Source organism: Micromonospora sp. WMMD1082 (assembly GCF_029626175.1).
In the GTDB taxonomy this organism is placed as follows: domain Bacteria; phylum Actinomycetota; class Actinomycetes; order Mycobacteriales; family Micromonosporaceae; genus Micromonospora.
Genome location: NZ_JARUBM010000002.1, coordinates 7,103,479 through 7,116,039, shown reverse-complemented (window position 1 = coordinate 7,116,039; position 12,561 = coordinate 7,103,479). Strand labels below are relative to the sequence as shown.

The following is a 12,561-nucleotide window of genomic DNA, read 5'->3' as shown; positions in this document are numbered from 1 at the left end:
TCCGGCCGGACCCGGGGGGCCGAACCGGGCGCCCGGCAAGAGACCGCGCACCCCGGCACGACCGGCACCAGGGAGACACGGATGGACACCACCGACGGACCCGACGAGCGGCACCGGCGGCCCGCCGGGGTGAGCGACGACACGGTGGCAGCTCTCGGCAAGCTCAGCGAGGCACTGGAGTGCGTGGAACGGGCCCGGGGCCACCTCTACTCGCTGCACCAGCTCATCGGTCACGCCGACCTGATGCTCGACCATGCGGTACGGATGTTCCGCGACGCCGGGCACCCCGCGATCGCCGACCGGATCGCCGACGAACTGGTCGGCCGCAACGTCATCGCCGGGCGGTGGACGTTCCAGATCGTCGAGGACTTCGACGACGGCTACCACGCGCTGTTCCGTGAGGTGGACCGATCGGCGCGCGAGCACCTGGTGGGCGGCCGGCGGCACCTCTACGAGGCGGAGATGAAGGAGCGCCGTCGCACCCGGGGCCGGCCCGGACACGAGGCCCGCCCGCGCGACTCTCGGTGACTCCCGTGGTGGGCGCGACCGGTTGGCGGCTCAGTCCGAGGAGCGGGCGTCCGCCGGGCGGCGGCGCGCCGCGTCGTCGGCGATGATCACGGTCGCCACCATCACCGCCACGCAGAGGCTGAACAGCCAGGAGCTGTCTTCGACCAGCTTGGCGGAGACGGGTGCCTGGACGGCGGCGAGGAGAAAGCCGAGCCATGCCAGGCGACGCTGACGCGTGGTGAGGAAGCCGGAGCCCTGATGCATTCCGAAAGTCTTGCCCGCGCCACCCGCCACTGCCGTCACCCGAACGGCCGATTTTTCCCACCCCGCCCGATTCCCCACCCCCGAACCGCGGGCAGAGGGAGGGGGTTCAGAGGTTGTCGGGGCCGGTGCGGCCGGTGGTGGAGGGGCGGTAGGCGCGGTCGGGGTCGGTCGGCTCGCGGCCGGTGCCGGGGATCTCGGCGCCCCGGTCGGCGGGCTCGGGGCCGTGGCCGAAGGCGGCCTCCTCGCCGGCGTCGTTGGCGGTCACGTCGTCGGCCTGCCCGTCGAGCGAGGAGCGGGCGACGGCCCGGTCCAGTTCCTCCAGCGGGAGTCGTTCCTCGTCGCGCCACACCCTGTCGTCGGTCATGTCATCGCCGTACCCCGACCCGGTCCCCGCAAACGGCACGGCGACGGCCGCCGGTGTTCCCGGCGGCCGTCGATGACGCTGTGCTGATCAGGGTTGCGGACGGTCGACGGTGCCACGCCAGGCACCGGTCTCCTGGCCGCGCCGCTCGATGAACGTCTTGAACCGTTGCAGGTCACCCTTTGCCCGGCGGTCGACCACGCCGAGCTTGTCGCCGGCCTGCTCGATGACGCCGTGCGGGTCGAACTCCAGCTGGAGACTGACCCGGCTGCTGCCCTCGTCCAGCCGGTGGAAGGTGACCACCCCGGCGTGCTGCGTGCCGCCGGTCGAGCGCCAGGCCACCCGCTCGTCGGGCAGCTGCTCGGTGATCTCGGCGTCGAACTCGCGCTTCACCCCGGCGATCTCGACGGTCCAGTGGGTCATCGTGTCGGAGAGCTGGCGGACCTCCTCCACACCCTCCATGAAGTGGGGAAACTCCTCGAACTGCGTCCACTGGTCGTACGCCGTCCGGACCGGGACGGCCACGTCGACGTGCTCGGTAACGCCACTCATCAGCATCCTCTCCTGCGCCCGTGCGGGCTCGGACCGCGTCTGGTCCGCCTCACCAGCGCGTCGTCTCGTTGCTGTGGCCGAGCGCCGCCCACACCTCGGACACCGTCTGGTAGCGGGTGTCCTCGGGCAGGCGTGCCAACTCGGCCATCACGTCGTCGGGGGCCTCGTTGTCACGCGCGTTGGCGAGCAGCGCGGCCCGGTCACCGGGCAGGGCGCTCATCGTGATGAACCGCCCGAGCCGGCTACGTGCCTCGACGTCCTCCGAGGTCATTCCCTGGGGAGAGCCGCTGCGCAGGTCGCCGGCCGGGGCGGTGGTGGCCTCCGGCTGGTCCTCGCCCGCGGGCTCGGGAACCCGGAACTCGTCGACCCGTGAGCCGCCGGTCCCCGGCCCCTGCACGAGGCCGCTGACCTCCTGACTCATCTCGTCGTCGACTCTCGGTGCGTGCTTGCTGTTGCCGCGATCCATGCCTTCTGCGCTACCCGGCGGCGGGGGTGGTAAACCCGGCAAGCGGTCACGAAGCGGCCGGGGAGCGGGGTGGCAGCACGGGCTCGTCGGCGTCCGGCGCGCCCGACTGGAGCACCCGGCCCCGCTGGAGTTCGGCATTGATCTGGACGCCGAGCATGAGCGCGGAGTTGGACAGGTAGAGCCAGACCAGGAAGGCGATCACCGCGCCCAGGCTGCCGTAGGTCGTGTCGTACGAGCCGAAGTTCGCCACGTACAGGCCGAAGCCGAAGGAGCCGAGCGCCCAGGCCAGCAGGGCCACCGTCCCGCCGGGGGTGAGCCAGCGGAACCGGGGCTGGCGCACGTTCGGCGCGGCCCAGAACAGCAGGGACAGCAGCAGCATCGCGATCAACGCCAGCGCCGGCCACTTGGCCACGGCCCACGCGGTACGGGTCACGTCGCCGGCGCCCAGCAGGTTGCCGACCGCGTCGGCGACCGGGCCGCTGACGATCAGGCCGGCGGCGACCACGGCGAGCAGCACCAGCGACAGCGCCGCGAGCCCGAGCTGCGTCGGGCGCAACTGCCACACCGGCCGCCCCTCGGCCACCCCGTAGATCGCGTTCGACGCCCGGGTGAACGACGCGATGAAGTTCGAGGCCGACCAGAGGGCGCCGAGCAGACCAAAGCTCAGCAGCACCCCGGCGGAGCTGTTCTGATCCACCACCCCCCGGACCACGCCGACGAAGCCCTCGTTGGCCACCACCGAGCCGGCGCCGATGTCGCGGGCCAGGTCCAGCACGGTGTCGACGGTGCGCTCCCCGTCGGAGACCAGGCCGACCAGGGCGACCACCACGACGGTGGCGGGGAAGAGCGCCAGCACCCCGTAGTAGGTGAGCGCGGCGGCCCAGTCCGTGCAGTTGTCCCGCAGGTAGTTGCGGCCGCTGCGGATCAGCACGCCGCGCCAGGTCGGCCAGTGCAGTTGGCGGATGCCGGGCAGCCGCGCCACCGGCGGGTCGGCGGCCGGCGGGTCAGCGGACGGGGGGTCGGGCTTCGTCGTCGTCATCCACCGCTCCCTGGTGCGAGGCCGGCGCGCGGCTCGTCGATGGCCCCGCCGATACCCGGCCCCGTCATCCGGCAAACCGGGTGGCGTTTGCCACCGCGCCCGGGGGGAACGCCAACGGGAATGGCTCGCACACGGAGGAGGATCGAGATGCCCGGGCGCGAGGTACTTCCCAGCACGCTGCGGCGCTCGCCGGACAAGGCGCAGCGCACCTGGGAGAAGACGCACGACTCGGCGGTCGAGACCTACGGCGAGGGCGAACGGGCGCACCGCACCGCGTTCGCCGCCGTCAAGCACGAGTTCGAGAAGATCGGTGACCACTGGGAGCCGAAGGGCCGCAAGGGCCCCAGCGACGAGCAGGCCGCGGGCGGCGGCCCGGCCCGGCGGGCACCCACCGCCGGCGGGGTGGACGCCAACGCCCCCAAGGAGCACCTCATGGAGGTGGCCCGCAAGCTGGACGTGCCGGGACGGTCGCGGATGACCAAGCCCGAACTGGTCAAGGCCATCCAGAAGGCCAACAACCGGCAGACCGCGAAGGCCCGCGGCGACTGACCCGCCCGGAGCCCCGGTGGAGGCCCGATCCCGGCGTACGTCGGGAGCGGGCCCCCGCGCCGGCTCACCAGTGACCACCGCCCGGCGCCTGCAGGTGTACGGCCTTGGTGGCGGTGAACTCGTCGAGCAGTTCGGGTCCGTAGCCGAAGCCCTGGCCGCTGCCGCGCCGGGGATGGGCGGCACCGGCCGGGGCACCGCCGAAGACCGCGTTCACCTTGACGGTGCCCACCGGCAGCTCCCGCCAGGCCCGCTGGGCATGGCTCATCGACCCGGTCAGCACGGTCGCGGCCAACCCGTACGGCGAGTCGGCCGCGCAGCGCAGCGCCTCGGCGAACGAGTCAACCACCACCACCGGGGCGACCGGACCGAACGTCTCCTCGCGGATCAGCGGCATGTCGTGCCGGCAGCCGTCCAGCACCGTCGCCGGGTAGAAGGCACCCGGGCCCTCGGGCAGCGTGCCGCCGACGCGGATCCGCGCACCGTCGGCCGCGGCGGCGGTGACCTGCCCGTGCACCTGGTCGCGGTGCCGCCGGTCGACCAGCGGGCCGAGCTGCGTGTCCGGGTCCAGGCCCGGTCCGACGCGCAGCGCCGCGGCCCGCTCGACCAGCGCGTCCACGAGGTCCCCGGCGACGTCGCGGTGGGCGTAGATCCGCTCCACCGCGACGCAGATCTGTCCGGCGTTGGCGAAGGCGCCCAGGGCGGCCTGATCGGCGGCCCAGCTCGGGTCGACGTCGGCGTCGACAACGAGCGGGTCGCTGCCGCCGTTCTCCAGCAGCACCTTCGCGCCGGTGGCGGCCGCGGCGGCGGCGATCGCCCGGCCGGTGGCGGTGGCGCCCACGTGCGCCACCATGTCCACCTCGGCGGCGGCGAGCGCCGCGCCGGTCGCGGGCCCACCGGTGAGCAGCGACAGCACCCCGGCCGGTAGGGCGGCGTCGAACGCCCGGGCCAGCAGCCACCCGGTCGCCGGGGTGCGTTCGCTGGGCTTGTGCAGCACCACGTTCCCGGTGACCAGGGCCGCGCCGAGCAGCCCGCAGGACACCGCGACGGGATCGTTCCACGGGGTGATGGCGGCGACCACGCCGCGTGGCTGCGGCGTCATGAAGTCGATCGCGGCGGGATCGCCGTGCAGGGTACGGCCACCCCGGGCGGGCGCGAGTTCGGCGTACTGCCGCAGGGTGGCGATGCCGGCCTCGACGCCGCCGCGGGCGTCGGCGAGGGGCTTGCCCATCTCGGCGGTGGTCGCCCGTGCCAGGTCGTCGGCGGCCCCGGCCACCGCGTCGGCGATCCGGTGCAGGGTCGCGGCCCGCTCCGCCGGGGCCACCGCCGCCCACTCCGCCGCGACCCCGCGGGCCGCCGCCACCGCCTTGTCGACCTCGTCGGCGGTCGCGACCGGCGCGCTCGTCACCCGGTTGCCGTCCGCCGGATCGTGCACCACCAGCTCGCCGGCCTCCCCGCCGGCGCCCCAGACGCCACCGATGAGTTGCGCAACCGTGTACATGGCGCGCTGCATGCCCCGGCCCCGGCCCGGCAAACGTTTCGCCCCGATGCCTCGGGGTAGCGTCTGCGGATGATGTTGCCGGGTTCCCTTGGCGCCGAGCGGGCCGACGCCGTCGTCGTCGGCGCGGGACACAACGGCCTGGTCGCCGCGAACCTGCTGGCCGACGCCGGCTGGGACGTGCTGGTGCTGGAGGCGACCGGCGTGCCCGGTGGAGCGATCCGCTCGGCCGAGGTGACCGCGCCCGGCTACCTCAGCGACCTGTTCAGCTCCTTCTACCCGCTCGGTTACGCCTCACCGGTGCTGCGCGGGCTCGACCTGCCACGGTACGGGCTCACCTGGCGGCACGCCCCGGACGTGCTGGCCCACCTGTTCCCCGACGACCGGGCGGCGGTGCTCAACCGGGATCCCGAGGTCACCGCGGCGTCGCTGGAGACGTTCGCACCCGGCGACGGCGCGCGGTGGCTGGACGCGTACGCGCAGTGGCGGCAGGTCGCCGACCCGATGCTGGAGCTGATCACCACCCCGTTCCCGCCGGTGCGTGGTGGCCTCGGCCTGCTGCGTCGGCTGCACGTGGGCGGCACGTTGCGGCTGGCCCGACAGATGGTGCTGCCGGCGCGGCGGCTCGGCGAGGAACTGTTCGCTGGCGCCGGCGGGCCGGCGCTGCTCTCCGGGTGCGCCCTGCACACCGACCTGTCCACCGAGGAGGCCGGTTCCGGCGTGTTCGGTTGGCTGCTGGCCATGCTCGGTCAGCAGGTCGGCTGGCCGGTGCCGGCCGGCGGGGCACAGAAGATCACCGATGCGCTGGTGGCCCGGCTGACCGAGCGGGGCGGCCGGATCCAGTACGGCGCCCGGGTGGACCGGGTGCTGGTCGCCCGGGGCCGGGCGGTGGGCGTTCGCACCGTCGGTGGTGGCCACTGGCGGGCCCGCCGCGCGGTGCTGGCCGACGTGCCCGCGCCCGCGCTTTACCTGGACCTGGTCGGCGCCGCCGCGCTGCCGCCCCGGCTGGTGGCCGACCTGGCGCACTTCCGCTGGGACGGCGCGACGCTGAAGGTGGACTGGGCGTTGGCCGAGCCGGTGCCCTGGACCAACCGTCAGCTGGCCACCGTCGGCACCGTGCACCTGGGCGGGGATCTGGGCGGGCTGACCGGTTACGCCGCCGCGCTGGCCCGGGACGAGCTGCCGACCGACCCGTTCCTGCTGGTGGGGCAGATGTCGGTGGCGGATCCGGGTCACTCCCCGCCGGGCACCGAGTCGCTCTGGTCCTACACCCACCTGCCGTTTCGCCGGACCTGGCGCGCCGAGGAGGTCATGGCCCACGTCGCGCGGATGGAGGAGGTGCTGGAGTCCGCCGCGCCCGGGTTCCGCAGCCGGGTGGTCGGCCGGCACGTGGCCGGTCCGGCCGAGTTGGAGGAGGCCAACCCGAGCCTGGTTGGCGGCGCGCTGGGCGGTGGCACCGCCGCCCCCTACCAGCAGCTGTTCCTGCGGCCGATCCCCGGTCTCGGCCGCGCCGACACGCCGGTGGACCGGCTCTTCCTGGCCAGTGCGTCGGCGCATCCCGGCGGTGGGGTGCACGGCGCCCCCGGCGCGAACGCGGCCCGGGCCGCCCTGGCCCGCGACCGGGCCCTCACCGGTGCCGCCTACCACCGGGCGGTGGCCACCGCGCACCGGGCCGTGTACCGCTGACCACCGCCGACCGGTGCCGGCGGGGTCAGGGCTCGATGTTGCGGTGCCGGGTACGCAGCTTGAACGGCATCAGGGCGCTCTCGATCTTGGTGGCGGTGGTCATCTTCGAGTCACCGTCGCGCCGCTCCTCGAACCGGATCGGCACCTCGAGAATCGTGTGCCCAAGCTTGGTGGCGAGGTAGTGCATCTCGACCTGGAAGCTGTAGCCGTTGGACTGCACCCGCTCCAGCCCGATGTTCCGCAGCGCGTCGGCCCGCCAGATCTTGAAACCGGCGGTCAGGTCGCGGATCCGCACCCGCAGCAGCGTGTGCACGTAGAGGTTCGCCCAGCCGCTGAGCGCCCGCCGGTACAGCGGCCAGTTCTCGTCCAGCTCGCCGCCGGGCACGTACCGTGACCCGATCACCACACCGGCCTGGGTGGACAGCAGGGCACCGAGCATGCCGGGCAACGCCTCCGGCGGGTGGGACAGGTCGGCGTCCATCTGGGCGACGTACTCGGCGCCGCCGTCGAGCGCCCGGCTGATTCCGTCCACGTACGCCCGGCCGAGACCCTCCTTGCCCGGCCGGTGCACCACCTCGACCCGCTCGGGGTGCTCGATCGCGAGCTTGTCCGCGACCTCGCCGGTGCCGTCCGGTGAGTTGTCGTCGGCGACCAGCACCTTCAGCCCGGGCAGCGGCAGGGCGAGGAGGCGCTCGACCAGCAGCGGCAGGTTGCCCGCCTCGTTGTAGGTCGGGACCACGACGGTCAGGCGCGCGTCCCGCCACGGCGAAGGTAACTGGACGGGTTCGATCATGGGGGACATCCTCGGTCGGCGGACAGGGTTCCCCGAGAGCGTAACTACATGTCCCTTCCGGGGTGAAATGGCTCCCCGTCCGGGCGCCCGGGTCAGGTCGACGCCTTCTCCCGACGACCGCCATCACCTGGCGGTACCCGGCCGGGGTCCGGGCCAACGAGTCGTCGGGTTAGCTTCTCGGGGGCCGTGGGTAAGGCCACCGCGGGCGGCGCCGCTCCGGTGCCGCCGACGGCCGACGTTTACTCCCCGGGGCGCAGGGAACCCGCCGCGCGTGCGACAGGACCATGGGGAGCCGGATCAGCGCAGGTCAGCCGGGGTGCTGGCCGGTGCCGGCCCGGTCGGGGCGAGCCCGGTCCTGTTCGACGCGGTCCTGCTGGACCGGGACGGCACCCTGGTCGAGGACGTGCCGTACAACGGAGATCCGGACAAGGTGCGCCCGATGCCGGGCGCCCGGGCGGCGCTGGACCGGTTGCGGGCCGCCGGCCTGAAGCTCGCCGTGGTGACCAACCAGTCCGGGCTGGCCCGGGGCCTGTTCACCGAGGAACAGCTGCGCCGGGTGCACCGCCGGATCGAGGCTCTGCTAGGCCCCTTCGACTCCTGGCAGGTCTGCCCGCACGACGACGGGGACGGCTGCCCGTGCCGCAAGCCGGCACCGGGCCTGGTGCACGCCGCCGCCCGGGCGCTGGGCACCGTACCCGCCCGGTGCGTGATGATCGGCGACATCGGCCGGGACGTCACCGCGGCGCTGGCGGCCGGTGCGGCGGCGGTCCTGGTGCCGACGCCGGTGACCCGGGCCGAGGAGGTCGCGGCGGCGCCCTGGGTGAGCGCCGACCTGTCGTCGGCGGTCACCGAGATCCTGCGCCGCCAGCAGTCGCTGCGGCCGGCGGAGCGCCCCGCCGCCGGGCGGGGGCGGACCGTGCTGGTGGTGCGGTCGGACTCGGCGGGCGACGTGCTGGTGACCGGACCGGGCATCCGGGCGGTCGCCGGTGGCGCCGACCGGGTGGTGCTGCTCTGCGGCCCGCGCGGGCGGGACGCCGCCGAACTGCTGCCCGGCGTCGACGAGATCGTCGAGCACCGGCTGCCCTGGATCGACCCGGCCCCCGCGCCGGTGCGGCCCACCGAGATGGCCGCCCTGGTCGCCCGGTTGGCGGCCGTGGCGGCCGACGAGGCGGTCATCTTCACCTCCTTCCACCAGTCGCCGCTGCCGCTGGCGCTGCTGCTGCGGATGGCCGGTGTCGGGCGGATCGCCGCGATCAGCGACGACTACCCGGGGAGCCTGCTCGACGTGCGGCACCGGGTGCCGGCCGGTGTCCCGGAGGCCGAACGTGCCCTGTCGCTGGCCGCCGCCGCCGGCTACATGCTTCCCACGGGGGACCAGCCGCAGCTGCGACTGCGGCCGGTGCCACCGCCCCCGCCCGAGGCCGGCGAGCCGGGCTACGTGGTGCTGCATCCCGGTTCGGCGGCACCGGCCCGGGGCTGCCCGCCCGAGCTGGCCGAACGGATCGCCGGGCAGCTGACCGCCGCCGGTCACCGGGTGGTGGTCACCGGCGGGCCGCACGAGCGCGACCTCACCGCCCGGGTCGCCGGACGGCACTGCCGGGATCTCGGCGGCCGGACCGGCCTGGCCGAGCTGGCCGGTGTGGTCGCCGCCGCCGGTGCCGTGGTGGTCGGCAACACCGGCCCGGCGCACCTGGCCGCCGCGTACGGGGTACCGGTGGTCAGCCTCTTCGCCCCCACCGTCCCCTTCGGTCAGTGGGGGCCCTGGCGGGTGCCGGCGGTACGCCTCGGCGACGCCACCGCCGCCTGCCGCGACACCCGGGCCGCGCGCTGCCCGGTCCCGGGCCACCCCTGCCTCAGCACCGTCGAGCCGGGCGCGGTCCTCGACGCCCTGCGGTTGTTGGGCGTCCCGCCGGACCGGGTGCCAGCGCACCGGCCGGCGGTCGTGGTCGCCTCGGCGGCCCGGCCGGCACCGGCGGTGGTCACCGGCGGCGGGAGGGGCCGATGAACATCCTGCTCTGGCACGTGCACGGCTCCTGGACCACCTCGTTCGTGCACGGCAAACACCGCTACCTGGTCCCGGCCACCCCGGACCGGGGGCCGTACGGGCTGGGCCGCGCCCGCACCTACACCTGGCCGGAGAGCGCCGCCGAGGTGAGCCCGGAGCAGCTGCGGACCGCCGAGGTGGACCTGGTGATCCTGCAACGCCCCGAGGAACTCGACCTGGCCACGGAGTGGCTCGGCCGCCGGCCGGGCCGGGACCTGCCGGCGATCTACGTGGAGCACAACACGCCGAAGGACGGCGCCGTGCCGAACAGCCGTCACCCGATGGCCGACCGGGACGACCTGCTCATCGCCCACGTGACCGCGTTCAACGAACTCTTCTGGGACACCGGCGCCACCCGCACCACCGTCGTCGACCACGGCATCGTGCCGCCGGCGGTGGCGTACACCGGCGAGCTGGACCGGCTGGCCGTCGTGATCAACGAGCCGGTACGCCGCTGGCGGGTCACCGGCACCGACCTGCTGCCCCGGTTCGCCGAGATCGCCCCGCTGGACGTCTTCGGCATGAAGGTGGCCGGGCTGGCCGCGCATCTCGGCCTGCCCGCCGACCGGCTGACCAGCCACGACGACGTGCCGCAGCATCGGATGCACGCCGAGCTGGCGAAGCGCCGGGCGTACCTGCACCTGTGCCGGTGGACCTCGCTCGGGCTGAGCCTGATCGAGGCGATGACCATGGGCATGCCGGTGGTGGCGCTGGCCACCACCGAGGCGGTGGCGGCGGTGCCGCCGGGCGCCGGTGCCCTCGCCACCCGCGTCGACACCCTGCTGGAGGCCGCCGGCCGGTTCGTCGCGGAGCCGGACCGGGCGCGCCGGGCGGGCGCCGAGGCCCGCGCCGCCGCCCAGGAACGCTACGGCCTCGACCGTTTCCTCGCCGACTGGGACCGGCTGCTGGAGGAGGAAGTATGCGGATAGCGATGATCTCGGAGCACGCCAGCCCGCTCGCGATCCTGGGCGGCGAGGACGCCGGCGGCCAGAACACGCACGTCGCGGAACTCTCCGCCGCGCTCGCCGCCGCCGGGCACGACGTGCGGGTCTACACCCGCCGCGACGCGGTGGACCTACCGGTGACCGTACGCGGCCCGGACGGCTACGACGTGGTGCACGTCCCCGCCGGGCCGGCCGAGCCGGTGGCCAAGGACGCGCTGCTGCCGCACATGGGGCCGTTCGGCGCCTGGCTGGTCGACCGCTGGCGGGGCGGGGACTGGGCACCCGAGGTGATCCACGCGCACTTCTGGATGAGCGGCCTGGCCGCGCTGGAGGCCGGCCGGCAGACCGGGGTGCCGGTGGTGCAGACGTACCACGCCCTCGGCACGGTGAAGCGCCGCCACCAGGGTGTGCAGGACACCAGCCCGGCCCGGCGGATCGGGTACGAACTCCAGCTGGGCCGCGCGGTCGACCGGGTGATCGCCCAGTGCCGCGACGAGGTCGGCGAGCTGGTCCGGATGGGGGTGCCGCGGTCCCGGATCACCGTCATCCCGTCCGGGGTGAACCTGGGCACGTTCGCCCCGCTGGGGCCGGCCACCGAGCGGGAACCCGGCCGGGCCCGGATCCTCACCGTGGGCCGGCTGGTGGAGCGCAAGGGCTTCCAGACCGTGGTACGCGCGATGGCGCACGTGCCCGAGGCCGAGTGCGTGGTGGTGGGCGGCCCACCGGCCGGCCTGCTGGAGGCCGACCCGTACGCCCGGCGGCTGCGTGCCCTCGCCGGCAGCTGCGGCGTCGCCGACCGGGTTCGCCTGGTCGGTGCGGTGCCCCGCGAGGAGATGGGCCGCTGGTACCGCTCGGCGGACATCCTGGTCGCCGCGCCCTGGTACGAGCCGTTCGGGCTGACCCCGCTGGAGGCGATGGCGTGCGGGGTTCCGGTGGTGGCGACCGCCGTCGGCGGCCTGCGCGACACGGTGGTCGACGGGGTGACCGGTGACCTGGTGCCGGCGCGGGATCCGCGGGCGTTGGGGGAGGCGCTGCGGGGGCTACTCGACGACCGGATCCGCCGGTTCGCGTACGCGGGTGCGGCCCGGGCCCGGGTCCGCCAGCACTACTCGTGGACGGTCACCGCCCAGCGCCTCTCCGAGGTCTACGCCGAGGTGGCCGCCGTGCGTCGGCCGACCCGGGTGGTGGCCTGATGCCGGCGACCACCCTGCTCGACGCGCACCTGGCGCACCTGGCCGCGGCGCTGCCGCCGTACCGCAGGTGCGAACCGCTGCTCGCCCGGTGGGGTGCCACGCTGGCGGGTCGGCTCACCGCCGGTGGCCGGCTCCTGGTGGCCGGCAACGGCGGCAGCGCCGCCGAGGCGCAGCACCTCACCGCCGAACTGGTCGGCAAGCTCCGCGACGACCGCCAGCCGCTGTCCGCCATCGCCCTGCACGCCGAGACCTCGGCGCTGACCGCGATCGGCAACGACTACGGCTACGACGAGGTCTTCGCCCGCCAGGTCCGCGCCCACGGCCGCCCCGACGACGTGCTGCTGCTGCTCTCCACCAGCGGCGGCAGCGCCAACCTGCTCACCGCGGCGCAGGCCGGCCGGGAGGCGGGGCTGCGCTGCTGGGCGTTCACCGGGCTGGCCCCGAACCCGCTCGCCGACGCCTGCCACGAGGTGCTCGCGGTGGACTCACCGGACCCACAGGTCGTGCAGGAGCTGCATCTGGTCTCCAGTCACCTGCTCTGCGAGTACGTCGAACAGGCGATGGTCGAGCAGGTCGACCAGGCGGAGCCCGCGCCGGCCGCCGGGCCGGTGCGGGCCGGCGTCGAGGTGGTGCTGGACGGCGGCACCGCGCGGTCGGTGCAGGCGTGA

General features: G+C 74.8%; 14 protein-coding genes. 7 read left to right on the top strand and 7 right to left on the bottom strand.

Going from position 1 to position 12,561, the window contains the following annotated elements; genetic code table 11:
- Window positions 1-81 precede the first annotated feature (81 nt).
- Window positions 82-528 (top strand): hypothetical protein, encoded by a 447-nt coding sequence (locus tag O7615_RS32735; RefSeq protein WP_278181654.1) that lies wholly within the window; start codon window positions 82-84, stop codon window positions 526-528.
- A 30-nt stretch (window positions 529-558) separates the two neighbouring features.
- On the opposite strand, the gene O7615_RS32730 is transcribed toward O7615_RS32735, so the two are convergent.
- The 5 genes from O7615_RS32730 to O7615_RS32710 form a co-directional block, all read right to left on the bottom strand.
- Complete coding sequence (locus O7615_RS32730; protein ID WP_278181653.1) at window positions 559-771, bottom strand: hypothetical protein; 213 nt, start codon at window positions 769-771, stop codon at window positions 559-561.
- Window positions 772-877: 106 nt separating this feature from the next.
- The gene (locus O7615_RS32725; protein ID WP_278181652.1) at window positions 878-1,135 is read right to left on the bottom strand and encodes a hypothetical protein; all 258 of its coding nucleotides are present in this window, start codon (window positions 1,133-1,135) and stop codon (window positions 878-880) included.
- A gap of 87 nt (window positions 1,136-1,222) precedes the next feature.
- Window positions 1,223-1,684 (bottom strand): SRPBCC family protein, encoded by a 462-nt coding sequence (locus tag O7615_RS32720; protein ID WP_278181651.1) that lies wholly within the window; start codon window positions 1,682-1,684, stop codon window positions 1,223-1,225.
- A 49-nt stretch (window positions 1,685-1,733) separates the two neighbouring features.
- The gene (locus O7615_RS32715; RefSeq protein ID WP_278181650.1) at window positions 1,734-2,150 is read right to left on the bottom strand and encodes a DUF2795 domain-containing protein; all 417 of its coding nucleotides are present in this window, start codon (window positions 2,148-2,150) and stop codon (window positions 1,734-1,736) included.
- A gap of 46 nt (window positions 2,151-2,196) precedes the next feature.
- Window positions 2,197-3,189 carry a YihY/virulence factor BrkB family protein gene (locus O7615_RS32710; RefSeq protein WP_278181649.1) on the bottom strand — a complete coding sequence of 331 codons (993 nt, stop codon included), beginning with the start codon at window positions 3,187-3,189 and terminating at the stop codon, window positions 2,197-2,199.
- A 147-nt stretch (window positions 3,190-3,336) separates the two neighbouring features.
- On the opposite strand from O7615_RS32710, the gene O7615_RS32705 reads away from it, so the two are divergent.
- Complete coding sequence (locus O7615_RS32705) at window positions 3,337-3,738, top strand: ChaB family protein (RefSeq protein WP_278181648.1); 402 nt, start codon at window positions 3,337-3,339, stop codon at window positions 3,736-3,738.
- Between the two features lie 64 nt (window positions 3,739-3,802).
- Here O7615_RS32705 and O7615_RS32700 read toward each other — a convergent pair whose 3' ends face one another.
- A complete protein-coding gene (locus O7615_RS32700) occupies window positions 3,803-5,236 on the bottom strand; it encodes an aldehyde dehydrogenase family protein (RefSeq protein ID WP_278181647.1) in 1,434 nt (477 codons plus the stop codon).
- A 69-nt stretch (window positions 5,237-5,305) separates the two neighbouring features.
- Here O7615_RS32700 and O7615_RS32695 point away from each other — a divergent pair, with 69 nt between their 5' ends.
- On the top strand, window positions 5,306-6,919 hold the full coding sequence (locus tag O7615_RS32695; protein WP_278181646.1) for an NAD(P)/FAD-dependent oxidoreductase: 1,614 nt from the start codon (window positions 5,306-5,308) through the stop codon (window positions 6,917-6,919).
- Window positions 6,920-6,944: 25 nt separating this feature from the next.
- Here O7615_RS32695 and O7615_RS32690 read toward each other — a convergent pair whose 3' ends face one another.
- On the bottom strand, window positions 6,945-7,712 hold the full coding sequence (locus O7615_RS32690; RefSeq protein WP_278181645.1) for a polyprenol monophosphomannose synthase: 768 nt from the start codon (window positions 7,710-7,712) through the stop codon (window positions 6,945-6,947).
- Window positions 7,713-8,028: 316 nt separating this feature from the next.
- On the opposite strand from O7615_RS32690, the gene O7615_RS32685 reads away from it, so the two are divergent.
- From O7615_RS32685 to O7615_RS32670, 4 genes are read left to right on the top strand one after another with little or no spacing between them, the layout of a single operon-like run.
- The gene (locus O7615_RS32685; protein WP_278182320.1) at window positions 8,029-9,717 is read left to right on the top strand and encodes an HAD-IIIA family hydrolase; all 1,689 of its coding nucleotides are present in this window, start codon (window positions 8,029-8,031) and stop codon (window positions 9,715-9,717) included.
- The gene (locus O7615_RS32680) at window positions 9,714-10,685 is read left to right on the top strand and encodes a glycosyltransferase (protein WP_278181644.1); all 972 of its coding nucleotides are present in this window, start codon (window positions 9,714-9,716) and stop codon (window positions 10,683-10,685) included. The genes O7615_RS32685 and O7615_RS32680 overlap by 4 nt, the downstream gene beginning before the upstream one ends.
- Window positions 10,676-11,893: a glycosyltransferase gene (locus tag O7615_RS32675; RefSeq protein WP_278181643.1), complete on the top strand. Its 1,218-nt coding sequence runs from the start codon at window positions 10,676-10,678 to the stop codon at window positions 11,891-11,893. Before O7615_RS32680 ends, O7615_RS32675 begins: the two co-directional genes overlap by 10 nt.
- On the top strand, window positions 11,890-12,561 hold the full coding sequence (locus O7615_RS32670) for an SIS domain-containing protein (RefSeq protein WP_278182319.1): 672 nt from the start codon (window positions 11,890-11,892) through the stop codon (window positions 12,559-12,561). Before O7615_RS32675 ends, O7615_RS32670 begins: the two co-directional genes overlap by 4 nt.

Excerpts from the sequence above, each read along its gene's own strand:
- O7615_RS32690 (WP_278181645.1), bottom strand. The coding sequence starts at position 7,712 with ATGATCGAACCCGTCCAGTTACCTTCGCCGTGGCGGGACGCGCGCCTG.
- O7615_RS32675 (WP_278181643.1), top strand. The coding sequence starts at position 10,676 with ATGCGGATAGCGATGATCTCGGAGCACGCCAGCCCGCTCGCGATCCTG.
- O7615_RS32725 (WP_278181652.1), bottom strand. The coding sequence starts at position 1,135 with ATGACCGACGACAGGGTGTGGCGCGACGAGGAACGACTCCCGCTGGAG.
- O7615_RS32680 (WP_278181644.1), top strand. The coding sequence starts at position 9,714 with ATGAACATCCTGCTCTGGCACGTGCACGGCTCCTGGACCACCTCGTTC.
- O7615_RS32695 (WP_278181646.1), top strand. The coding sequence starts at position 5,306 with ATGATGTTGCCGGGTTCCCTTGGCGCCGAGCGGGCCGACGCCGTCGTC.
- O7615_RS32735 (WP_278181654.1), top strand. The coding sequence starts at position 82 with ATGGACACCACCGACGGACCCGACGAGCGGCACCGGCGGCCCGCCGGG.
- O7615_RS32715 (WP_278181650.1), bottom strand. The coding sequence starts at position 2,150 with ATGGATCGCGGCAACAGCAAGCACGCACCGAGAGTCGACGACGAGATG.
- O7615_RS32710 (WP_278181649.1), bottom strand. The coding sequence starts at position 3,189 with ATGACGACGACGAAGCCCGACCCCCCGTCCGCTGACCCGCCGGCCGCC.
- O7615_RS32730 (WP_278181653.1), bottom strand. The coding sequence starts at position 771 with ATGCATCAGGGCTCCGGCTTCCTCACCACGCGTCAGCGTCGCCTGGCA.
- O7615_RS32700 (WP_278181647.1), bottom strand. The coding sequence starts at position 5,236 with ATGTACACGGTTGCGCAACTCATCGGTGGCGTCTGGGGCGCCGGCGGG.
- O7615_RS32705 (WP_278181648.1), top strand. The coding sequence starts at position 3,337 with ATGCCCGGGCGCGAGGTACTTCCCAGCACGCTGCGGCGCTCGCCGGAC.
- O7615_RS32720 (WP_278181651.1), bottom strand. The coding sequence starts at position 1,684 with ATGAGTGGCGTTACCGAGCACGTCGACGTGGCCGTCCCGGTCCGGACG.